Annotated in this window: 18 protein-coding genes; 8 read left to right on the top strand and 10 right to left on the bottom strand. The window is 69.5% G+C overall.

Annotation, left to right across the window (positions count from 1 at the left end):
• Positions 1-122: 122 nt before the first annotated feature.
• From fabF to FV226_RS17370, 5 genes are all read right to left on the bottom strand, one after another.
• Positions 123-1,385: a beta-ketoacyl-ACP synthase II gene (fabF, locus tag FV226_RS17390; RefSeq protein WP_147763876.1), complete on the bottom strand. Its 1,263-nt coding sequence runs from the start codon at positions 1,383-1,385 to the stop codon at positions 123-125.
• Positions 1,386-1,484: 99 nt separating this feature from the next.
• Positions 1,485-1,724: an acyl carrier protein gene (locus FV226_RS17385; protein WP_066926221.1), complete on the bottom strand. Its 240-nt coding sequence runs from the start codon at positions 1,722-1,724 to the stop codon at positions 1,485-1,487.
• A 302-nt stretch (positions 1,725-2,026) separates the two neighbouring features.
• Entirely contained in the window at positions 2,027-2,764 is a 738-nt protein-coding gene (fabG, locus tag FV226_RS17380; RefSeq protein ID WP_147763879.1) for a 3-oxoacyl-[acyl-carrier-protein] reductase, read from the bottom strand.
• Positions 2,765-2,949: 185 nt separating this feature from the next.
• Positions 2,950-3,885, bottom strand: a complete 936-nt coding sequence (gene fabD, locus FV226_RS17375; RefSeq protein WP_147763875.1) for an ACP S-malonyltransferase — start codon at positions 3,883-3,885, stop codon at positions 2,950-2,952.
• 97 nt (positions 3,886-3,982) lie between these two features.
• Positions 3,983-4,705: a carbonic anhydrase gene (locus tag FV226_RS17370; RefSeq protein WP_147763874.1), complete on the bottom strand. Its 723-nt coding sequence runs from the start codon at positions 4,703-4,705 to the stop codon at positions 3,983-3,985.
• Positions 4,706-4,882: 177 nt separating this feature from the next.
• Between FV226_RS17370 and rpoZ the strand changes: the two genes are divergently transcribed.
• From rpoZ to FV226_RS17350, 4 genes are all read left to right on the top strand, one after another.
• Positions 4,883-5,293, top strand: coding sequence for a DNA-directed RNA polymerase subunit omega (gene rpoZ / locus FV226_RS17365; RefSeq protein WP_147727742.1), 411 nt, complete (start codon positions 4,883-4,885; stop codon positions 5,291-5,293).
• Positions 5,294-5,462: 169 nt separating this feature from the next.
• Complete coding sequence (locus FV226_RS17360) at positions 5,463-7,709, top strand: bifunctional (p)ppGpp synthetase/guanosine-3',5'-bis(diphosphate) 3'-pyrophosphohydrolase (RefSeq protein ID WP_147763873.1); 2,247 nt, start codon at positions 5,463-5,465, stop codon at positions 7,707-7,709.
• A 172-nt stretch (positions 7,710-7,881) separates the two neighbouring features.
• On the top strand, positions 7,882-8,472 hold the full coding sequence (gene pyrE, locus FV226_RS17355) for an orotate phosphoribosyltransferase (RefSeq protein WP_147763872.1): 591 nt from the start codon (positions 7,882-7,884) through the stop codon (positions 8,470-8,472).
• Positions 8,473-8,811: 339 nt separating this feature from the next.
• Complete coding sequence (locus tag FV226_RS17350; protein ID WP_147753490.1) at positions 8,812-9,474, top strand: NYN domain-containing protein; 663 nt, start codon at positions 8,812-8,814, stop codon at positions 9,472-9,474.
• On the opposite strand, the gene FV226_RS17345 is transcribed toward FV226_RS17350, so the two are convergent.
• From FV226_RS17345 to dapA, 3 genes are all read right to left on the bottom strand, one after another.
• Positions 9,471-10,043, bottom strand: coding sequence for a peroxiredoxin (locus tag FV226_RS17345; RefSeq protein WP_147763871.1), 573 nt, complete (start codon positions 10,041-10,043; stop codon positions 9,471-9,473). The genes FV226_RS17350 and FV226_RS17345 overlap by 4 nt on opposite strands.
• Positions 10,044-10,246: 203 nt before the next feature.
• Entirely contained in the window at positions 10,247-10,720 is a 474-nt protein-coding gene (smpB, locus tag FV226_RS17340; protein ID WP_147753492.1) for an SsrA-binding protein SmpB, read from the bottom strand.
• Positions 10,721-10,741: 21 nt separating this feature from the next.
• The gene (dapA, locus tag FV226_RS17335; protein WP_147763870.1) at positions 10,742-11,641 is read right to left on the bottom strand and encodes a 4-hydroxy-tetrahydrodipicolinate synthase; all 900 of its coding nucleotides are present in this window, start codon (positions 11,639-11,641) and stop codon (positions 10,742-10,744) included.
• 203 nt (positions 11,642-11,844) lie between these two features.
• Here dapA and FV226_RS17330 point away from each other — a divergent pair, with 203 nt between their 5' ends.
• The 4 genes from FV226_RS17330 to FV226_RS17315 all read left to right on the top strand — a co-directional run bounded on the left by FV226_RS17330 (position 11,845) and on the right by FV226_RS17315 (position 16,982).
• A complete protein-coding gene (locus FV226_RS17330) occupies positions 11,845-14,169 on the top strand; it encodes a lytic transglycosylase domain-containing protein (RefSeq protein WP_147763869.1) in 2,325 nt (774 codons plus the stop codon).
• 156 nt (positions 14,170-14,325) lie between these two features.
• Positions 14,326-15,153, top strand: a complete 828-nt coding sequence (locus tag FV226_RS17325) for an ABC transporter ATP-binding protein (protein ID WP_187278785.1) — start codon at positions 14,326-14,328, stop codon at positions 15,151-15,153.
• 25 nt (positions 15,154-15,178) lie between these two features.
• A complete protein-coding gene (locus FV226_RS17320; protein WP_147763867.1) occupies positions 15,179-15,967 on the top strand; it encodes an ABC transporter permease in 789 nt (262 codons plus the stop codon).
• A 13-nt stretch (positions 15,968-15,980) separates the two neighbouring features.
• Positions 15,981-16,982: an ABC transporter substrate-binding protein gene (locus tag FV226_RS17315; protein WP_147763866.1), complete on the top strand. Its 1,002-nt coding sequence runs from the start codon at positions 15,981-15,983 to the stop codon at positions 16,980-16,982.
• 21 nt (positions 16,983-17,003) lie between these two features.
• On the opposite strand, the gene FV226_RS28980 is transcribed toward FV226_RS17315, so the two are convergent.
• Together FV226_RS28980 and uvrB are read right to left on the bottom strand one after the other, a co-directional pair.
• Positions 17,004-18,356 (bottom strand): hypothetical protein, encoded by a 1,353-nt coding sequence (locus tag FV226_RS28980; RefSeq protein ID WP_147763865.1) that lies wholly within the window; start codon positions 18,354-18,356, stop codon positions 17,004-17,006.
• Between the two features lie 250 nt (positions 18,357-18,606).
• Positions 18,607-21,309 (bottom strand): excinuclease ABC subunit UvrB, encoded by a 2,703-nt coding sequence (gene uvrB / locus FV226_RS17305; RefSeq protein WP_147763864.1) that lies wholly within the window; start codon positions 21,307-21,309, stop codon positions 18,607-18,609.
• Positions 21,310-21,447: the final 138 nt, after the last annotated feature.

Genomic DNA, 21,447 nt, shown 5'->3' with positions numbered 1-21,447 from the left:
GCCGAACAATCTTATAATTATTTCCCCAGATGTTTCATGGGTCAAATAATTAGAGCTCCAGCCATCACGCGGGCTCTTTTCAAGTAAGCAATTCGGTGCTGTGCTCAGACGCGTCGATGAATTCAGGCGACCCGCCGCACCACCAAGCTCGCATTCGTCCCGCCAAACCCGAACGAGTTCGACAGCGCGATGTCCACGCGCTTCCGCTTGGCCTCGTGCGGCACGAGGTCGAGGGCGGTCTCGACGCTCGGGTCGTCGAGGTTGAGGGTCGGGGGGATCACCCCGTCGCGGATGGTCAGGATCGAGAAGATCGCCTCGATGGCGCCGGCCGCGCCGAGGAGGTGGCCGACGGCGGACTTGGTCGAGGACATGGCGATGCCGGCGGCCGAGGCGCCGAGCAGGCGCTCGACGGCGCGCAGCTCCAGTTCGTCGCCCATCGGCGTCGAGGTGCCGTGGGCGTTGATGTAGTCGATCGCACCTGGGTCGATGCCGGCGCGCTTCACCGCGGCCGTCATGCAGCGGAAGGCGCCGTCGCCGTCCGGGGACGGGGAGGTGATGTGGTAGGCGTCGCCCGACATCCCGTAGCCGACCACCTCGGCGTAGATCTTGGCGCCGCGGGCCTTGGCGTGCTCGTACTCCTCGAGCACCACCACGCCGGCGCCTTCGCCCATCACGAAGCCGTCACGCGCCTTGTCGTAAGGGCGGGAGGCCTTGGTCGGCGTGTCGTTGAAGCCGGTGGAGAGGGCGCGGCAGGCGGCGAAGCCCGCGATCGACAACCGGTCGACCGGCGATTCCGCGCCGCCCGCGACCATCACGTCGGCATCGCCCAGCATGATCAGCCGAGCCGCGTCGCCGATGGCGTGCGTGCCGGTGGAGCAGGCGGTGACGACGGCGCTGTTCGGGCCTTTCAGCCCATGCGCGATCGAGACCTGGCCCGAGGCCATGTTGATGATCCGCCCGGGGATGAAGAACGGCGAGATCCGCCGCGGGCCCTTGTCCTTGAGGGTGACCGACGCGTCGTAGATGCCGCCGATGCCGCCGATGCCCGAACCGATCATCACGCCGGTGGCGCACTGGTCCTCGTAGCTCTTCGGGTGCCAGCCGGAATCGTCGAGGGCTTGGCCGGCGGCCGCCATCGCGAAGACGATGAACGGGTCGACCTTGCGCTGCTCCTTCGGCTCCATCCAGGCGTCGGGATTGAATGTGCCGTCGCCGCCGTCCCCGAGGGGCACGGTGCAGGCGATGCGGCAGGCGAGGTCGGAGGTCTCGAAGGTGGTGATCGGGCCGGCGCCGCTGTCGCCGGCGATCAGCCGGCTCCAGGTGTGCTCGACACCGCTGCCGAGCGGCGTGACCATCCCTAGACCCGTAACCACCACCCGCCGCATCGCGCTATCCCGAACCCGTTCCGCTTCAACAACGAGTGCGGCGCGTCGGGCGTTTCCACCCCGCCCGCGCCGCGTCGACCCGAAGGATGTTTCGACCGCTCAGGCGGCCGAGTTCTTCTCGAGGAACTTCACCGCGTCGCCGACCGTCTGGATGGTCTCGGCGGCGTCGTCGGGGATCTCGACGTTGAACTCTTCCTCGAACGCCATCACGAGCTCGACGGTGTCGAGGCTGTCGGCACCGAGGTCGTCGATGAAGTTCGCGCCCTCGACCACCTTCTCGGGCTCGACGCCCAGGTGCTCGACGACGATCTTCTTCACGCGCTCAGCGATATCGCTCATCGTTGCTGGTCCTCGGTACTTCACGTTACGTGGGTGAAAGGAATGGCGCCGTTGCCGCCGTTGGCCCTTGGTGTCGGGCCGGACTTGTCTCTGGCGGCCGGTGACCGATCGCGCTGGGTCCTGAAATCCTGTTGGCCTTGGACTCGGAACCCGCCGAACCGTCAACCCCCTGCACGGCAGCCGGGGTGTTAACACAGGGTTTCGACGCTGGCGAGGCCCGGTTCACGAAGCGTTCATCGGTGCGGTTCGCGCGCCGATTTCGCCGCGTTTTCCGCAGGATGGAGGGGCCTCGCGCGATGGCGTCACACCATCGCCATGCCGCCGTTCACGTGCAGCGTCTGGCCGGTGACGTAGGCCGCCTCCTGCGAGGCCAGGTAGACCACTGCGGCCGCCACCTCTGCGCCCTCGCCGAGGCGCCCCGCGGGCACGCGGCCGAGGATGCCCTCGCGCTGCTTCTCGTTCAGAACGTCGGTCATCGGCGAGGCGATGAAGCCGGGGCTGACGCAGTTCACCGTGACGTTGCGCGAGGCGACCTCGGCCGCCAGCGCCTTGGTGAGCCCGACGAGGCCGGCCTTGGCCGCCGCGTAGTTGCCCTGGCCCGGGTTGCCCGTGGTGCCGACCACCGAGCCGATGTTGACGATCCGCCCGGCACGCCGGCGCATCATGCCCCGCACCGCCGCCCGCGACAGCCGGAACGCGGCCGTGAGGTTGACGGCGATGACCTGGTCCCACTCCTCGTCCTTCATCCGCACGAAGATGTTGTCCCGGGTGATGCCGGCGTTGTTGACCAGGATGTCGAGCCCGCCGAGCGCGGCTTCCGCCGCCGGCACCAGCGCCTCGACGGCGGCGGTGTCGGACAGGTTCGTCGGCAGCACGTGGGCGCGCTCGCCGAGTTCGCCGGCCAGGGCTTCCAGCGCCTCGGCGCGGGTGCCCGACAGGGCCACCGTGGCCCCCTGCGCATGCAGCGACCGCGCGATGGCGCCGCCGAGCCCACCGGTCGCGCCGGTGATGAGGGCTTTTTTCCCGGTGAGGTCGAACATGGGGATCACCTGTGGGTCGAGTTGGTTTCTATCGGCGGCGTTTTGGGGCCTGTCACGGTCGGCGTGACCGGCCCCCTCTCCCTTGCGGGAGAGGGTTGGGGGTGAGGGGTATGCCCTCTCCGGAAAGACCTGACCCCTCACCCTGTCCCTTTCCCGAACGCGAGAGGGGACCCGCGCTGCCTTCCCTAGCTCCGAGGGAATGCAGCCACATCCTCCGGCGTGCCGACCGGCGTCGCGGATGCGCCCGATGCGATCCGCTTGACGAGGCCGGACAGCACCTTGCCGGAGCCGACCTCGTAGAACGTGTCGACGCCTGCTGCGGCCATGGCCGCGACGCTCTCGCGCCAGCGCACCGTGCCCGTCACCTGCGCCACGAGGTTTTGGCGAATCGCGGCCGGATCGGAGACCGGGGCGGCGAGCACGTTGGCGTAGAGGGGGACGATGGGCGCGCGCAACGTCACCGCGTCGAGGGCCGCGCGCATGGCATCCGCGGCGGGCTGCATCAGGCGGCAATGGAACGGCGCGGAGACGTTGAGCATCACCGCCCGCTTGATCCCGCGTGCCTGCGCGATCGCCACGGCGCGCTCCACCGCGGCCTTGTCGCCCGACAGCACGACCTGGCCGGCGCCGTTGTCGTTGGCCACATCGCAGACCACGCCATCGGCGGCCTCCGCCGCGATCGCGGCAGCGGTCTCGGTGTCGGCGCCGATCAGCGCCGCCATGGCGCCGTCGCCCGGGGCGACGGCCGCTTGCATCGCCTCACCGCGGATGCGCAGCAGGCGCGCGGTGTCGGCGATCGTCAGGCTGCCGGCGGCGGCCAGCGCCGAATACTCGCCGAGCGAGTGGCCGGCGACGAAGGCGACATCCCGCGCGAGGTCGAGACCGCGCTCGGCCTCCAGAACCCGCAACGCCGCGAGGCTCGCGGCCATCAGCGCCGGCTGGGCGTTGGCGGTCAGCGTCAGCGCCTCGATCGGACCCTCGAACATCAGGCGCGCGAGCGGCTGGCTCAGCGCCTCGTCCACCTCCGAAAACACTGCGCGCGCCTGCGGGAAGGCTTCTGCCAGCGCCTTGCCCATGCCGACGGCCTGGCTGCCCTGGCCCGGAAAGATAAGTGCCCGCACGGTCGCTCCGTCGCCTACCCCGTTGCTCGGAAAGGGCGGCGCAGTCGCACCGCCCGCCGCAGGTGTCAACAATGCAGCGCACAAACCGGCGAGGGTGTCAGCCCTCGTCGAAGAAGTCGACGTTGCCGGTGTCGAGACTGTAGGCGGCCCCGACGATGCGGAGCTTGCCCGCCTTCAGCGGATCGAGCAGCGACGGCTCGGAGGCGGTGCGCAAGCGGGAGACCACGCGGCTCACGTTGGCGCGCACCGCGTGCTCGACGAAATCGCCGGCCTTGTCGCGAACCGAGAGGACGGCCGGAACGATCGGCTCGATCATCCGCCCGATCGAGCCGGCGAACTGTGCGTTGTCCCGAACCACGCTCACCGCCGCCTCGACGGCTCCGCAGCGGCTGTGGCCCATCACCAGGACCAGTGGCACGCCGAGCTGCGAGACCGCGTACTCGATCGAGCCGGTGGCGGCTGTGTCGGCGGTGTTGCCGGCGTTGCGCACGATGAACAGCTCTCCTAGGCCGCGGCCGAACAGGATCTCGGGCGAAACGCGCGAATCGGAACAGCTCACCAGGACACAGAACGGCGTCTGCCCGAGGGCGATCTCGATGCGGCGCTCGCGCCCCTGTGCCGCCCGCACCGGCGAGTCGGTGAGATAGCTGGCGTTGCCGTCCTTCATCACCTTGAGCGCCTGATCGGGGCTCATGTCGGTCTTCTTGGAAGACAGGCTCGCGGCGAAGGCACTGGTGGGCAGGGCGGTGGCGGCGAGAGCGGCACCGCCGAGGTGGCAGCCGCAGCCGAGGAGGTGGCGCCGGCTCAGGCGATCGGTCATGTCGTGCTCCCGCATGCCGGACGACGACCCGCTCCGGTCGATCGTTTCTGACTGTTTCCGAGCGAGACTGTAAAGGGCGTCCGCTTCCAAACCGCTGTGCTTGTTGCCAAACCGCATCCGGTGTATGAGCCGGCACCGCCCGACATCCCCCGTATCCGCTGGAAGGAGCCGCTGCGCATGGCTCGCGTCACCGTCGAAGATTGCATCGAGAAGGTCGAGAACCGGTTCGAGCTCGTCCTGCTCGCGAGCCACCGCGCCCGCCTGCTCGCCGCCGGCGCCCCGCTTACCGTGGACCGCGACCGCGACAAGAACCCGGTCGTGGCGCTCCGCGAGATCGGCGACGAGACGATCACCGCCGACGACCTCAAGGAACAGTTGATCCATTCGATGCAGAAGTACGTCGAGGTCGACGAGCCGGAGGCCGAGGCCGTGCCGCTGCTGTCGAGCTCGCCGACCGCCGCCGCGGTCTCGCCGACCGCCGCGAGCGACGATTCCGCGCCGCAGTTCGACCGCATGAGCGAGGAAGACTTGCTCCGCGGCCTCGAGAACCTCGCGCCCCCGGTCGAGACCGACGACGAGGGCGAGTAGCCCCGGCGCCGTCACGCGATGGCGTAGATCAGGCCCGGCGGCGACGCCGGGCCTTTTGCTTGGCGCGAGCCTTCATGTATCTCGCCCTGCGACGCGATCGGGGCTGGCGCAGGCCCGCGGCTTGCGTGAGACTTCGGTTCGAACCGGATCGGAAAGGGTCTCCCGGCGGATGATGCGCCAGTACGAACTCGTCGAGCGGGTGAAGCGCTACAACCCCGCGACGAACGAGGCGCTGCTCAACCGAGCCTACGTCTACGCCATGCGTGCGCACGGCACGCAGAAGCGGGCGTCGGGCGATCCGTTCTTCGCCCACCCGCTCGAAGTCGCCGCGATCCTCACGGACCTGCGCCTCGACGACGCGACCATCGTCGCGGCCGTGCTGCACGACACCGTCGAGGACACGGCGGCGACCCTCGACGAGATCCGCGAGCTGTTCAGTCCGGAGATCGGCGCGCTGGTCGACGGCCTGACCAAGCTCAAGCGCCTCGACATGGTCTCGAAGCGCGCGGCCCAGGGCGAGAACTTCCGCAAGCTGCTGCTCGCCGTGGCGGCGGACGTGCGCGTGCTGCTCGTCAAGCTCGCCGACCGCCTGCACAACATGCGCACCCTCCAGCACATGCGCGCGGACAAGCGCGAGCGGATCGCGCAGGAGACGCTGGACATCTACGCGCCGCTCGCCGGCCGTATGGGCATGCAGGAGCTGCGCGAGGAGCTGGAGGACTTGTCCCTCCGCAACCTCAAACCCGACATCTACGCCACCGTCACCCGGCGGCTCTCCGACCTCACGGCGAAGTCCGAGAGCCTGGTCGACACGATCGAGCGCGACCTGACAGCGAAGCTGTCCGCCCGCGGGATCGAGGCTGCCGTCACGGGCCGGCAGAAGCGCCCGTTCTCGATCTGGTCGAAGATGGAGCGAAAGTCCGTCGCCTTCGAGCAGCTGTCCGACGTGTTCGGCTTCCGCGTCGTGGTGGAGACGCTGGACGATTGCTACGCCGCACTCGGCGTCGTGCACACCACTTGGCCGATGGTGCCGGGGCGCTACAAGGACTACATCTCCACCCCGAAGCAGAACGACTACCGCTCGATCCACACCACGGTGATCGGTCCGAAGAGCCAGCGCGTCGAGCTGCAGATCCGCACCCGCACGATGGACGACATCGCCGAGTACGGCATCGCCGCCCACGCCCACTACAAGGAGGCCGCCAAGCTTCCCGCCGGCCGCGAGTCGGAAGGCGGCGTCGCCCCACGCCTCGCCGCCGAAAGCGGCGCATACCAGTGGCTGCGCCGCACGATCGAGCTGCTGGCCGAGGGCGACAGCCCCGAGGAGTTCCTGGAGCACACCAAGCTCGAGCTGTTCCAGGACCAGGTCTTCTGCTTCACGCCGAAGGGCCGCCTGATCGCCCTGCCGCGCGGCGCCACGCCGATCGACTTCGCCTACGCGGTGCACACCGATGTCGGCAACTCCGCTGTGGGCGCCAAGATCAACGGCCGGATGGCGCCGCTGCTGCACGAGCTCGCCAACGGCGACGAGGTCGAGATCTCGCGCTCGGACGGGGCCGCGCCGCCGGCCGCCTGGGAATCGCTCGTCGTCACCGGCAAGGCCCGCGCCGCGATCCGCCGCGCCACCCGTTCGGCGGTGCGCCGGCAATATGCAGGCCTTGGCCGCCAGATCCTCGACCGTGCCTTCGAGCGGGCGGGCAAGAGCTTTTCCGACGACAAGCTGCGCGGCGCGCTCCCGCGCCTGGCCCGCACTTCGGTCGAGGACGTGTTCGCGGCGGTGGGGCGCGGCGAGATGTTCTCGGGCGACGTCGTGCGCGGCGTCTACCCGGACTACAAGGACGAGCGGAAGACCGGGCCGGCGGGGGTCGCGCAGCCGGTCGTCAACGGTGCCGGCCGGCTGATCCGCACGAAGGACCAGACCATGCGCCTGACCTTCCCCGGCGGCGGCACGGCGGACGGCACCGACGCGATTCCGATCCGTGGGCTGGCCGGCGACTTGCCCGTCAGCTTCGCACCGGATGGCGGTGCGGTGCCCGGCGACCGCATCGTCGGCATCCTTACGCCCGGCGTCGGCGTGACGATCTACCCGATCCAGTCGGCGGCGCTGGCCGCCTTCGACAACGAGCCCGAGCGCTGGCTCGACGTGCGCTGGGACATCGAGGCGGACGCCACCGAGCGCTTCCCGGCGCGGCTGGCCACCCAATCGATCAACGAGCCCGGCGTGCTGGCGCAGATCGCCCAGGTCATCGCCGACCACGACGGGAACATCGACAACCTATCGATGAAGCGCCGCACCCAGGACTTCACCGACATCGTCATCGACCTCTCGGTCTGGGACCTGCAGCACCTCAACGCGATCGTCGCGGAACTCAGGGGCAAGCGCACGGTGAGCCGGGTGGACCGGGTGAACGGATAGGGCTGCCGTTCGTTCGGGCCGCCCCGGCATGATGGGGAGGATCTTTTGGACGGCGGCCGCTCGGCTGGGCGCCGCCGACGCCGCACCCTGCACGGTCAGCGGCTTGCCTCCCCCTGCCGCCGCTGCCACAAGCGCAGCGTCTGCATCCAATCCCGCCAGGAGCCACGCGCGCATGAGTCCGGACGAAGTCTTGGCGGAATTCCGCGATGCGGGCGCGCTGCTCGAAGGCCATTTCATCCTGAGTTCCGGCCTGCGTTCGGCGGTCTTCCTGCAGAAGATGGCCATCTTCTCCGAGCCGCCGCGCACGGAGCGCCTGTGCAAGGCGCTGGCCGCCGTCATCACGGCGCGGTTCGGCAAGGTCGACATCGTCGTCTCGCCAGCGATCGGCGGTATCGTGCCGGGCTACGAGACCGCACGCCACCTCGAGGCGCGGGCGATCTTCGTCGAGCGCGATCCCGGCGGACCGTTCACCCTGCGGCGCGGCTTCAGCATCCCGGCGGGCCAGCGCGCGGTCATCGTCGAGGACATCGTCACGACGGGGCTCTCCGCCCGCGAATGCCTCGCCTCGCTCCAGGCGGAGCCCGGCGAGGTCGTCGGGGCCGCCTGCCTGATCGACCGATCGGGCGGCCGCGGCGAGATCGGCCTACCCCTGGTCTCGCTTGTAACCCTCGATATCCCGGCCTATCCCCCCGACGCCCTGCCGCCGGAACTCGCCGCGCTGCCGCCGGTGAAGCCCGGAAGCCGGGTGATGACGAAGGCTTGATCACGACCGAGCATCCGGTGGATCTAATCTGATCTGCCGGGAGATAGATGTCGATCAGTCGTTGCTTAATTGTTCTCAAAAGTATCGACGAGGTTGCATTACCACAAGCGATGGGCGGCCGATTTTATGCCCGAGCTTGACACGTTCGTCGGCGCCCCTCAAGAATACCGAGCGGTTACTATTGCGAACCGTCGCCTGCGTTTTGAAAAAAATAAATTCGATTTTCATCCGTTTGTGCGATTTGGCAGCCGTAACATTGATGCGTGTCGTTCGCCTGCATCGTAGGCGCGGCACGCGGCGCGATTTTCCTGTGTCGATATTTCAAAGATGGATCGTGCCATGAGTGCACTACAACGCAGCGCCTTGTTCATCGACGGCGCCAACCTCTACGCCACGACGAAAGCTCTCGGGTTCGATATCGATTACAAGCGGCTGCTGAAGGAATTCCAGGGCCGGGACAACCTGATCCGGGCGTTCTACTACACCGCCATGGTCGAGGATCAGGAATATTCCTCGATCCGTCCGCTGATCGATTGGCTCGACTACAACGGCTACCGCGTTGTGACCAAGCCGGCCAAGGAGTTCACCGACTCCCTTGGCCGCCGCAAGATCAAGGGCAACATGGACATCGAGCTCGCGATCGACGCGCTCGAGCTCAGCGCCTACATCGACCACATGGTGCTGTTCTCCGGCGACGGCGACTTCCGGTCGCTCGTCGAGGCGATGCAGCGTCGCGGCGTGAAGGTGACGGTGGTCTCGACCATCCAGACCCAGCCGGCGATGATCTCCGACGACCTCCGGCGTCAGGCCGACGAATTCGTCGACCTCGTCCAGCTGATCGGCAAGGTCGGCCGCGACTCGGGAGAGCGTCAGGTCCGCCCGGCCGGGGACCGCATGCGCGACAACGCGGAGCGGCCGACGCGCCCGAATCCCGGCCTCGAAAGCCGCTACGGCATCCGCCAGGGCCAGAACGGCGCGCCGGACGCGCCCGACGCCGACTAGGGCTTCATGGCCTCCGCATCGAGCCAGGCGATCACGTCGGCGGCGCTGCGATCGGGCGGGAACACCGGGTAGAACACCTTCGTCACGACTCCGTCGTCGATGACGAGGGTGAGCCGCCGCAGCAGGATGGTGCCAGCTGTCTCGAGGGTCGGAAGGCGCACCGCCATGGCGTAGGCGCGGGACGCGTCCGACAGCAGCGTGAATGGCAGTTGCAAGCGCTCCACCGCCTCGCGCTGGTAGGCGCTCGTCTGCGTCGACAGCCCGTGCACCTGCGCGACGCCCCGGGCCTTCAGATCCTCATGCAGATCGCGAAAGCCGCAGGCCTGCGGGGTGCAGCCGCGCGCACCGGGGATCGCATCCCAGTCGGGCACGAGGTTCGGCTTCCCCGGCTCCCCGGTGCGCGGATAGGCGAAGACCACCGTGCGGCCGGCGCACTTCGCCAGCGAAACGCGAGTCCCGTCGGTCGCGGCCAGCGACACGTCGGGCAGGCGCATCTCGACCAGATGCGCCGCCGCGCCGTCGTCGATCGGGGCGGGGAGGTCGGCGGGCAGGGCAAGGTTCGGATCCATGGCGTCGCTCCGACTCAAGGGGAGAGGCGTGCGAGAAGCGGCGTTACGGCTCGCACTCTCAGGCGTACCGTCGAACTCTAACATTGCGTGAGGCATCCGCGCCTTCCCTCCTCCGCAAAGGGGGAGGGGAGGTGCGTTGGGGTTTTGGCGCGATCCGTGTTCCCGTTGCCCGGCGTGGCGGCCTGCGTGCAGCGATCCGAGACCTACCCCCGGTCGCGTAAAATCCGAGCGCGATCGCGCTGCCAGTCGCGCTCCTTGCTGGCCTCGCGCTTGTCGTGGGCCTGCTTGCCCTTGCCGAGGCCGAGCTCGACCTTCGCACGGCCCTTTTCGTTGAAGTAGATCTTCAAGGGCACCACCGTGTAGCCCTGGCGCTGCGTCGCGCCGATCCACTTGTCGATCTGGCGGCGATGCAGCAGCAGGCGCCGCGGGCGCTTGGTCTCGTGGTTGAAGCGGCTCGCCTGGACGTATTCCGGGATGTAGGCGTTGAACAGCATCAGGTCGCCGCCGGATGGCCCAGCATAGGCCTCGCCGATGGTCGCGCGGCCGCTGCGCAGCGATTTCACCTCGGTGCCGGTCAATGAGATACCGGCCTCCAGGGTGTCCTCGATCGCATAGTGGAAGCGTGCGGCGCGGTTGTCGGCGACGATGCGGCGGTTCGGTTCGGGTTTGGGAGCCATCGGTTTCTTTGGTGCGCGGCGTCAGCTGGCCAGGAGGCCGGCATGGCGTAGGGCCGCGTCGACGATCGCCTTGGTCTCGTCCGAGACCGGAACCAGCGGCAGGCGCACGTCGGCGCTCATGTGGCCGAGACGCTCCAGGGCATACTTCACCGGGGAGGGGTTCGATTCGGCGAACAGCCCGACCTGGAGCGGTAGCAGCCGGTCCTGTAGCTGCAGCGCCTTGGCGTAGTCGCCGGACAGCGTCGCCTCCTGTAAGTCGGCGCAGAGCCTCGGCGCCACGTTCGAGACCACGGAGATGCAGCCGTGGCCGCCGTGGGCGTTGTAGCCGAGCGCGGTCGCATCTTCGCCTGAAAGCTGGATGAAACCCTCGCCCATGGCCTGGCGCTGAAGGCTGACGCGATCGATCTTGGCGGTCGCGTCCTTCACCCCGGCGATGTTCTTGAGTTCGAACAGGCGCGCCATCGTCTCGACGCTCATGTCGACGACGGAGCGCGGAGGAATGTTGTAGATGATGATCGGGATGCCGACCGCGTCGTTGACGGCCTTGAAGTGGGCGTAGAGCCCGTTCTGCGTCGGCTTGTTGTAGTAGGGCGTGACCACGAGCACCGCGTCGGCGCCCGCCTTCTCCGCGTGCCGCGCCCGCTCGACCGCCTCCGTCGTGGAGTTCGACCCGGCGCCGGCGATCACCGGCACGCGGCCGCCGGCCTCGTCGATGCAGGATTCGACCACGCGGTCGTGCTCGCTGTGGGTGAGCGTCGGGCTCTCGCCGGTGGTGCCGGTCGGGACCAGGCCGTGGCTGCCCTGCTCGATCTGCCAAGCCACGAACTTTCGGAACGCCGCCTCGTCGAAGGCGCCGTCGCGGAACGGCGTCACCAGTGCGGTCATGGAGCCCCGCAGGCGGCGCGCAGTGGTCTCGGTCATCTCGGGCGTCCCAGCCGGTCACTTCGCCCGGTCCGGCAGTCGCCGGTGGTCCGGCGCCATGTTGCGGGCGGCGCAGACATAGGGCTTCCGCCCCCCCCGCGCAAACCCTTCGCGCACGCGGTTAATGCGTTCTTAACGCTCCGGCCCGAGGCTGTCCTTTGCCGGCATCCGTCGAAACCGGGTCCCAGGGAGTGACCGCATCCATGGCGTCCCTCACACGCTCGCAGATCGTCGCCCTCGGCCTCGCGCTGACCGCGGGCGTGGCGCTTGCCGCCCCCTCCGCGGGCCTGCCCTCCGCGGACTTGCCGGCCGCGCCGGCGCCGGCCGCCTCGCAGCCGACGCCGCCCGCCAGCGACGCCATCGCGCCCGCGAGCCAGGTGGAGGGCGCGAAGGCCGCGCCCGACCCGGTCGCCGCCGACGCGCTCAAGCTCGATCCCAAGACCGCGAGCGAGGCCGGCCCGTCGAAGCCGCTCGCCACCGGGCAGGCGCTTCCGCCCGGCGCTGCGGCCTACGCTTCCGCCGATCCCGACGCGCCGGTCGCCTTCCCGCTGCCGGACGCCACCGTGACGCCGGCCGCCCCCGTGCCGGAGGTGCCGGGCCTCGGCCCGATCGCGCGGGTCGGCGACACCGACGTCGCCCAGCTGCGCCAGGCGATCGACTTCTACCGCAAGGGCAAAGTCGCGGACGGCGACCGCCTGCGCGACGGCTTCTCGGACCCCGCCGCCAAGGCACTACTCGAATGGGTCGCGATCCGCGCCGGCGCGGGCATCGGCTTCGAGCGCACCGTCGCCTTCACCCGCGCCAACCCGGATTGGCCAGCCGGCCCGCTGCTGCGGCGTCGCGCCGAGGAGGCCCTGCTCACCGAGCGCAAGAACCCGGCGACGGTGCGCGCCTTCTTCGGCGCCTCCCGGCCGGCGAGCGCGCCCGGCAAGTTCGCCCTGGCGCTCGCCTTCAAGGCGGACGGCCTCGACGGGGACGCCGCCGACCTCGTGCGCGACCTGTGGCGCTCCGAGACCTTCGGCCGTTCGCTCGAAGGCAAGGTCGCCGACGCCTTCCCCGGCGTGCTCACCCGCATCGACCACCGCTACCGCATGGAGCGCGCGCTGCTGAAGGAGGACTGGGAGGCGGCCGGCCGGGCCGCGACCTACGCGGGCGGCGCCTACGCCAGCCTGGTGCGGGCGCGACGGGCCGTCGAGGACAAGAGCTCGGGAGCGGCCTCGGCGCTAGCCGCGGTGCCGCCGTCCCTGCGCAACGACAGCTCGTACATCCTGTCCCGCGCCCAGTTCCTGCGCCGGGCCGACAAGCCGGCCGAGGCGGCCGCCGTGCTGGCGACCGCGCCGAGCAACCTCGACGTGCTCGTCGATGGCGACGAGTGGTGGGTCGAGCGCCGCATCGTCGCGCGCAAGCTGATCGATCTCGGCGACGCCAAGACCGCCTACGCGGTGGCGAGCGCCAACCCGGCCCGCACGGTGGAGAAGCGGATCGAGGCCGAGTTCCACGCCGGCTGGATCGCCCTGCGCTTCGGCGGCGACCCCGAGGCCGCCGCCCGCCACTTCGCGCTGGCCGCCGGCATCGCCGAGACGCCGATCTCGATTGCCCGCGCCGCCTACTGGCAGGGCCGGGCGGCGGACGCCCTCGGGCAGGCCGAGTCGGCCAAGGGATTCTATGAGACCGCCGCGCTGCAGCCGATCGCCTATTACGGGCAACTCGCTCGGGCCAAGCTCGGCCAGACAAGCCTCGCGCTCCGCGCGCCGGCCGATCTCGACGGCCCTGCGCGCGCCGCCTTCGACGACCGGCTCTGCATCCGTGCCCTGCGCCTGCTGGCGGCGGCTTCGCTGAAGGAGATGGCGCTGCCGCTCTACATCGACACCGCGCAGCGCCTGACGGATGCCCGCGAGGTGCAGGCGCTCGGCGACCTCGCCGTCGAGATGAAGGACGCCCGCGCCCTCGTCGCCGTCGGCAAGCTCGCGGTCCAGCGCGGGCTGCCGCTGGACGCCCACGCCTACCCCACCATCGGCATCCCGACCTACGAGGCGTTCGGCTCGGTGCCACTGGTCGAGAAGGCGATGGTGTTCGCCATCGCGCGCCAGGAGAGCCAGTTCGACCCCCGCGCCCAGTCCGGCGTCGGCGCCCGCGGCCTGATGCAGATGATGCCGGCCACCGCCCAGCGAACCGCCCGCCGGGTCTCTGCGGCCTACGATCCTGAGCGGCTCGGCACCGACGCGATCTACAGCGCGCGCCTCGGCCAGGCTCATCTCGGCGAGCTGATGGAGGATTGGCGCGGCTCGTACATCCTCGCCTTCGCCTCGTACAATGCCGGCGGCGGCAACGTGAAGAAGTGGATCGACGCCTACGGCGACCCACGCAAGGGCGACGTGGACGCGATCGACTGGGTCGAACGCATCCCGTTCACCGAGACCCGCAACTACGTCCAGCGGGTGATGGAGAATCTGCAGGTCTATCGCACGCGCCTCGACAACAAGAGCGCACTGCTGATCGACGGCGACCTGCACCGCGGGGCGCGCTGAGGAGGCGTCCGCAGCGCAGGCGCTTTCCCTTCCCCTCTGCGGGGCATGGAAGGTTGCGAGTGATGTCAGAGCGCAACCCCTTGGCCTGCCGCCTAGGCCCCTCTATCGAGACCCGATGACCTGCCGGATCCCGCGCGGGCGCCGGGGGAGGGGAGCGTGGACGATCGAGACTTCTCGCCCACCGGCAGACCGAACGCCCTCGACTTCGAAGACGTCGCGATCGCGTTCCCCCTGAAGGGCGGCCGGCGCTACGTCGCGGTGGAGGGAATCGACCTCGCGGTCGCGCCCGGGGAGTTCGTCGCCGTCGTCGGCCCGACCGGGTCCGGCAAGTCGACCCTGCTTAACGCCGCGGCCGGCTTGCTGAAGCCCGCGTCCGGCCGCGTCGCGGCGTTCGGCGCGCCGCTGCGAGGCCTGAACGGCCGGGCCGGCTACCTTTTCCAGTCCGATGCGCTGATGCCGTGGAAGACCGCGCTCGACAACGTCGCCGTCGCCCTCGAGCCGAAGGGCGTCCCCCGCGCCGCGGCCCGCGCAGGGGCGGGCGAGTGGCTCGGGCGCGTCGGCCTCGCCACCTTCGCCGACCGCTATCCGCACACGCTCTCGGGGGGGCAGCGCAAGCGCGTGGCCCTCGCTCAGGTGCTGATCCGCGACCCCGAGATCCTGCTGATGGACGAGCCGTTCGGGCCGCTCGACGCGCAGACCCGGCAGATCATGGGTAACCTGCTGCTCGACCTCTGGGCCGCCGACCGCAAGGCGGTGCTGTTCGTCACCCACGACCTGGAGGAGGCGATCGGCCTGGCGGACCGGGTCGTGGTGCTGTCGGCCGGGCCGGCGGCGCGGGTCGTCGGCGACTTCCCCGTCGCCCTGACTAGGCCGAGGGACATCGCCGAGATCCGCCTCGACCCGCAGTTCCACGCGCTCTACCAGCGGATCTGGTCTTGCCTGCGCGTCGAGGTCTCGCGCGCCTACGCGAACGGGCCGGCATGACGCCTCACCCTTCGGAGACCCGCCGGTGAACCGTTTCGGCCTGCTCGCGCTCCAGATCCTCGTCGGGGTAGCGGGCTTCGCGATTTGGCACGTGCTCACCGTCTACCCAGTGCTCGGCCAGCCGCGGCAGATCCAGTTCTTCTTCTCGACTCCCGGCGCGGTGTTGGCGCGGACCTGGACCGAGATCACGTCGCCCGAGATCTGGGGCCACATCGCGATCACTCTGCAGGAGACGGTGCTGGCCTTCGCGTTCGGGGCTGCGGGCGGCATCGCCTTCGGCTTCCTGTTCGCGCGCAACGCGTTGCTGGCCGCGGTGTTCGACCCCTACATCAAGGCGGCCAACGCCCTGCCGCGGGTGGTGCTGGCACCGATCTTCGCTCTGTGGTTCGGCCTCGGCATCTGGTCCAAGGTGGCCCTCGGGTTCACGTTGGTGTTTTTCATCGTGTTCTTCAACGTCTACCAGGGGGTGCGCGAGGTCAGCCCGATGGTACGCGACAACGCCCGCATGCTCGGGATGAGCGAGCGCGGGCTGCTGCGCCACGTCTACTGGCCGTCGGCGCTCACCTGGATGTTCTCCTCGCTCCACACCGCGGTGGGCTTCGCGCTGGTCGGGGCGGTGGTCGGCGAATATCTCGGCGCGTCGGCCGGGCTCGGCTACAAGATCCACGAGGCCGAGAGCGTGTTCGACGTGACGGGCGTCTTCGCCGGGATGCTGATCCTCACCGTGTTCGTCGTCCTGATCGACGCCCTCGTCACCCTGGCCGAGAACCGCCTCCTGGCCTGGCGCCCGCGCGGCCCGCAGGGACGGAACTGAAAGGACGTTTGCGATGCACCGCCGCTCATTCCTCGCCGGATCCGCCGCGGTGCTCGCCGCTTGCAGGGACGCGCAAGCCGACACCGTGAAGGTGCGGATCGGGGTCGGCGGCAAGCCGCTGCTCTACTACCTGCCGCTGACGGTTGCCGAGCGGAAGGGCTACTTCGCGGAGGAGGGCGTCGAGGCCGAGATCTCCGATTTCGGCGGTGGCGCCCGCTCGCTGCAGGCGCTGGTCGGCGGCTCGGTCGACGTCGTCACCGGGGCCTACGAGCACACGATCCGCATGCAGGCCAAGGGTCAGGACGTCCGCGCCGTGTGCGAACTCGGTCGCCTGCCGGCGATCGTCATCGCCGTGCGCAAGGACCTCGCCGGCACGGTGAAGTCCGTCGCCGACTTCAAGGGCCGGAAGGTCGGCGTGACCGCGCCGGGCTCGTCCACGGCGCTCGCGGTGCAGTTCGCGATGATCAAGGCCGGGCTGAAGGCCACCGACGCGCCGCTCATCGGCATCGGCGGCGGGGCCGGCGCCGTCGCCGCGATCAAGCGCGGCGAGATCGACGCGATCGCCCACCTCGACCCGGTCATCGCCAAGCTGGAGGCCGACGGCGACATCCAGATCCTCGTCGACACCCGCACCGAGGCCGGGACCCGCGCCCTTTTCGGCGGACCGAACCCGGCGGCGGTGGTCTACACCAAGCAGGATTGGATCGAGCACCACCCGGCGGCGATGCAGCGGGTGGTCAACGCTTTCGCCAAGGCGCTCAAGTGGCTTGCCACAGCCTCGCCCGAGGCGATCGCCGACCTCGTGCCCGCCACCTACCAGTTCGGCGACCGGGCGCTCTACGTCCAAGCGGTGGGCAAGTCGCTCGAAAGCTACTCGCGCACCGGCATCCCGACCCAGGAGGGCATGACCAGCGTCCTCGACCTGGTGCGGACGCTGGACGCGGAGATGCAGAGTGCGCAGATCGACCTTGCGACCACTTTCGACGACCGCTTCATCAAGCGCGCGATGGGCTGATTACGGCAGGGCCGCGGGCGCTCAGAATTCGCCGCCAAGACCGGCTCGCACCCCGTGGCCGCCGTCTCCGCCGTAGGCGTAGCCGACGTTGATCGCCAGCGGGACCGCAGTCGGCAGACGGTGAGAGAGCGCCGCGCCGCCGGCCCACTCGCCGCGGTAGGTCGCGCTGTTCAGCACCCAAGTGGTGCGGCCGGGGGCCGAGGGCATCGAGGCGGTCGGCATCGCCAGCGCGGTGGCGACGCCCTGGCGGGCCTCGCGACGCGTCTCGGTGCTATACTGCGATAGGGCGTTGGTGCGCGATTCGAGGGTGCCGACGCGGGCCTCGACTCCGCCGAGCCGCCCCTCCGCCGAGTCGAGGCGGGAGCCGAGGCCGGCGATCGTGCTAGGGCCGTAGCCCGAGGTGGCGAGGTTTCCTGCGGTGTCCGAGGTGACGAACCGCGTCTCGCCGGACTGGGCCGCGGCGCTCTGGGCCGACCCGATCCCGCCGAGCGTATAGGTATTTGAGCCGTTGCCGATCGCGACCTGGTTCGCGCGGGTGGTCCGGGCGCCGGGGCCGATGGCGATCGCGTTGGCTTGTGTCGCCGAGGCGCTGCGGCCGATGGCGATCGACCCGTCGCCGGCGGCGTTCGCCTGCGTCCCGAGCGCCGTCGCGCTGCCCCCCCCGGCGGAAGCACCATAGCCGGCCGCGAGCGCGTCCGCGCCGCCTGCGGCCGGAAGCGGGAACGAGCTGGTGTTGTTACCGCGGATCGGCAGCTTCTCGACGTTCGACAGCCGCAGCTCGAACAACGCGACGCGGGTAGGGTCGTAGGTCCCGCCGGCGCCGGTTCCGCCAGCGCCGGTGCCAGTGCCACCGCCTGTGCCCGCTCCACCGGTGCATGGATTGCAGGCGGTTCCGCCCCCCGTGCCGCCGGTGCCGGTTCCAGTGCCGCCGCCGATGGTCACGCCGACGCCGGCGATGGAGCCCCCGCCGACCGTCGCCCCGACGCTTGCGACAGTTCCTCCGCCGACGGTCGCGCCCACGTCGACCAGGGTGCCGCCGCCGACCGTTGCGCCGACATCGGCGACCGAGCTACCGCCGACGGTGGCTCCGACATTGGCGACGCTGCCACCACCGACGGTCGCTCCGACGGTGGCGAGGGAACCACCACCGAGCGTTGCATCAACGGTCGCCAAGCTCCCGGTGGTTCCGTTCACCACGGAGGTCACCGTATCGAGCGTTCCGCGCAGGAGCTGGGCCTGGGCCAAGCCGGAGGTGCCCAGGAGAAGCACCCCACTCAGCATCGGAATCGCGATGACGTCGTGCGGGCGAAGGGCGGCGCGACCCTGCGCGAGCGTGGACGGACGCGCGGAGGCGCGGTTCTGGCGACGAGACATGGGAGCACTCCGACTGGGACCCATGCCGGGAGGCTGCATCGCGTCGTAAAACACAACGCGAGAGACCCATTGCATGGCTCATGCAATCTGAGCGCGAATGCTTAACGAGAGTTTGAAAATACAACCCGCGGTTGTTTTTTTCGTGTCGGCCGCAGGCGTGTATCGGATGCAGCCGCGGGTGCCCGACCCAAGCCTCCACTTAAAAACGATCGGCTTGTCGAGGTCGCGTCCGGACCTGCGACCGGCGCGTTCAGCGCCGGCCGCCGCCACCCTTGTATTTCGGCTTCTGGCCGCCGAGCCCCTGGGTCGAGCGCGGCTTCGGCCGCTCGGTCCAGGCGACGGCGTTCGCCGGCAGCTCGCGGTCGGTGCCCGGCCCCATGTTGTCCAGGGTCGGCTTCGAAATGCGCGTGCCGGAGCCGCGCGGCGCCCTGCGGCCGTACTTGCCGGCGTCCCGCTCCACGTCGGCCTGCCGCGCCATCGGGTCGTCGGAGATCATCAGCTCCGTCGCCTGGAGGCGCTTCAGCTCGTCGCGCAGGCGTGCGGCCTCCTCGAAGTCGAGGTCGGCGGCGGCGGTGCGCATCCGCTTCTCCAGGTCGGCCATCACTGCCTTGAGGTTGTGGCCGACGGTGATCTCCGCCATCCCGGTGTCGACCTGGACGCGGTCGCGCTCGAACACGCTGCTGAGGATGTCGCTGATCCCGCGCTTCACGCTCTGGGGCGTGATGCCGTGCTCGAGATTGTAGGCGAGCTGCTTTTGCCGCCTGCGCTCGGTCTCGGCCATCGCCCGTTCCATCGAGCCGGTGATATGGTCGGCGTAGAGGATGCAGCGCGCGTCGGCGTTGCGGGCGGCGCGGCCGATGGTCTGCACCAGCGAGGTCTCGGAGCGCAGGAAGCCTTCCTTGTCGGCATCGAGGATGCAGACCAATGCGCATTCTGGGATGTCGAGGCCCTCACGCAGCAGGTTGATGCCGATCAGCACGTCGAAGGCGCCGAGCCGCAGGTCGCGGATGATCTCGATGCGCTCCAGCGTGTCGATGTCGGAGTGCATGTAGCGCACGCGAACCGAGTTCTCGTGTAGGTACTCGGTCAGGTCCTCGGCCATGCGCTTGGTCAGCGTGGTGACGAGGGTGCGGTAGCCAGCGAGCGCAACCTCGCGCACCTCGCCGAGCAGGTCGTCGACCTGGCTCCGCGCCGGGCGGATTTCGATCACCGGGTCGACGAGGCCGGTGGGGCGGATCACCTGCTCGGCGAAGACGCCGCCGGTCTGCTCCATTTCCCACTTGCCGGGCGTGGCTGAGACGTTGACCGTCTGCGGCCGCATCGCGTCCCATTCCTCGAATCGCAGCGGACGGTTGTCGAGGCAGGAGGGCAGGCGGAAGCCGTATTCGGCGAGCGTCGCCTTCCGGCGGAAGTCACCCCGGTACATGCCGCCGATCTGCGGAACGGTGACGTGGCTCTCGTCGGCGAAGACCAACGCGTTGTCGGGCAGGTACTCGAACAGGGTCGGCGGCGGCTCGCCGGGCTTGCGGCCGGTGAGGTAGCGCGAATAGTTCTCGATGCCGTTGCAGGCGCCCGTCGCCTCGATCATCTCGATGTCGAATGTGCAGCGCTGCTCGATGCGCTGGGCCTCGATCAGACGGCCCATCTTGGTCAGCTCCTCGACGCGGCCGTTGAGCTCGTTCTTGATCCCCTTGATCGCCTGCTGCAGCGTCGGTCGCGGCGTGACGTAGTGCGAGTTGGCGTAGACCTTCACGAACTTCAGCTCGTTGATCTTCTTGCCTGTGAGCGGGTCGAACTCGACGATCCCCTCGATCTCGTCGCCGAACAGGCCGATGCGCCAGCCGCGGTCCTCCAAGTGAGCCGGCCACAGCTCGATCACGTCGCCGCGCACCCTGAAGGTGCCGCGGGCGAAGTCTGACTGGATGCGCTTGTACTGCAGCGCCACGAGGTCGGCGACGAGCTGGCGCTGCTCGATCTTCTCGCCCAACGTCACCGTGAACGACATCGCCGTGTAGGTCTCGACCGAGCCGATGCCGTAGATGCACGAGACCGACGCGACGATGATGACGTCGTCGCGCTCGAGCAGCGCCCGGGTCGCCGAGTGCCGCATCCGGTCGATCTGCTCGTTGATCGACGATTCCTTCTCGATGAAGGTGTCCGAGCGCGGCACGTAGGCCTCGGGCTGGTAGTAGTCGTAGTAGGAGACGAAATATTCCACTGCGTTGTCGGGGAAGAAGCTCTTGAACTCGCCGTAAAGCTGCGCCGCCAGCGTCTTGTTCGGCGCGAGGATCAGGGCCGGTCGCTGAGTCTCCTCGATGATCTTCGCCATCGTGAAGGTCTTGCCCGAGCCGGTCACGCCGAGCAGCACCTGGTCGCGCTCATTGGCTTTCACGCCCTTCACGAGCTCGGCGATGGCGGTGGGCTGGTCGCCCGCCGGCGTGAACTCGGATTCGAGGCGGAACGGCTTGCCGCCCTCGGACTTCGCCGGCCGGTCCGGCCGGTGCGGAACCCAAGTCTCCCCGTTCTTGAACAGCGGGTTGCCCTCTTCGAGCAACCGCTGCAGGGCATCCACCGTCGCCGAGACGCCGTCGGAGGCCAGCGATGATTGGTCCGGTGCGCCTTCCGGCGCCGGCCCGTCTTCGGGCGGGGTCAGGCCGAGCGCCTGCGCAAGAGCCGGATCGATCTCGGCACCGGGTGCGGTGGTGAAGCCGCGCTGCGGCGCTTCGCCGAAGCCGGTGGGTTCTCTCGCTTCAGTCTTCGGAGCCGGCTTCGCCTTGGCTGGCTTGCGCTGGCCCGGCCGCGGAAGCTCCGCCTGCCGCTCGGACTGGATCTGGGGCCTGCGGGCGAGGGCGGGACTCAGCAGCTGCGCCAGGAACGGGTCGAGCGGCTGAACGTCCGGCCGGTCGGCCTTTCCGGTCGCTGAGACGTGCCGGGGCTTCTTCGGTATTGCCATGGGAGAAATATGGCGTGGCCAGTGCCATGACGGAAGGGGCACCACCTCCGCGTGAGGTGTTCATCCAGGGGCCGATCGGCGCATGGAGTGATCGCTGCCAAGAGACGACGGCCGATCCCGCCGCAATGCCGCCGGCTT

The organism is Methylobacterium sp. WL12, from assembly GCF_008039475.1.
GTDB lineage: Bacteria > Pseudomonadota > Alphaproteobacteria > Rhizobiales > Beijerinckiaceae > Methylobacterium > Methylobacterium cerastii.
Note: the sequence above shows the minus strand (reverse complement) of the source record. Positions and strands in the feature narration are given on the sequence as shown.

What these genes read in the sequence shown, in the direction of transcription:
- fabF (WP_147763876.1), bottom strand. Translation starts at nt 1,385, where the DNA reads ATGCGGCGGGTGGTGGTTACGGGTCTAGGGATGGTCACGCCGCTCGGC.
- FV226_RS17385 (WP_066926221.1), bottom strand. Translation starts at nt 1,724, where the DNA reads ATGAGCGATATCGCTGAGCGCGTGAAGAAGATCGTCGTCGAGCACCTG.
- fabG (WP_147763879.1), bottom strand. Translation starts at nt 2,764, where the DNA reads ATGTTCGACCTCACCGGGAAAAAAGCCCTCATCACCGGCGCGACCGGT.
- FV226_RS17370 (WP_147763874.1), bottom strand. Translation starts at nt 4,705, where the DNA reads ATGACCGATCGCCTGAGCCGGCGCCACCTCCTCGGCTGCGGCTGCCAC.
- rpoZ (WP_147727742.1), top strand. Translation starts at nt 4,883, where the DNA reads ATGGCTCGCGTCACCGTCGAAGATTGCATCGAGAAGGTCGAGAACCGG.
- FV226_RS17360 (WP_147763873.1), top strand. Translation starts at nt 5,463, where the DNA reads ATGATGCGCCAGTACGAACTCGTCGAGCGGGTGAAGCGCTACAACCCC.
- pyrE (WP_147763872.1), top strand. Translation starts at nt 7,882, where the DNA reads ATGAGTCCGGACGAAGTCTTGGCGGAATTCCGCGATGCGGGCGCGCTG.
- FV226_RS17350 (WP_147753490.1), top strand. Translation starts at nt 8,812, where the DNA reads ATGAGTGCACTACAACGCAGCGCCTTGTTCATCGACGGCGCCAACCTC.
- FV226_RS17345 (WP_147763871.1), bottom strand. Translation starts at nt 10,043, where the DNA reads ATGGATCCGAACCTTGCCCTGCCCGCCGACCTCCCCGCCCCGATCGAC.
- smpB (WP_147753492.1), bottom strand. Translation starts at nt 10,720, where the DNA reads ATGGCTCCCAAACCCGAACCGAACCGCCGCATCGTCGCCGACAACCGC.
- dapA (WP_147763870.1), bottom strand. Translation starts at nt 11,641, where the DNA reads ATGACCGAGACCACTGCGCGCCGCCTGCGGGGCTCCATGACCGCACTG.
- FV226_RS17330 (WP_147763869.1), top strand. Translation starts at nt 11,845, where the DNA reads ATGGCGTCCCTCACACGCTCGCAGATCGTCGCCCTCGGCCTCGCGCTG.
- FV226_RS17315 (WP_147763866.1), top strand. Translation starts at nt 15,981, where the DNA reads ATGCACCGCCGCTCATTCCTCGCCGGATCCGCCGCGGTGCTCGCCGCT.
- FV226_RS28980 (WP_147763865.1), bottom strand. Translation starts at nt 18,356, where the DNA reads ATGTCTCGTCGCCAGAACCGCGCCTCCGCGCGTCCGTCCACGCTCGCG.
- uvrB (WP_147763864.1), bottom strand. Translation starts at nt 21,309, where the DNA reads ATGGCAATACCGAAGAAGCCCCGGCACGTCTCAGCGACCGGAAAGGCC.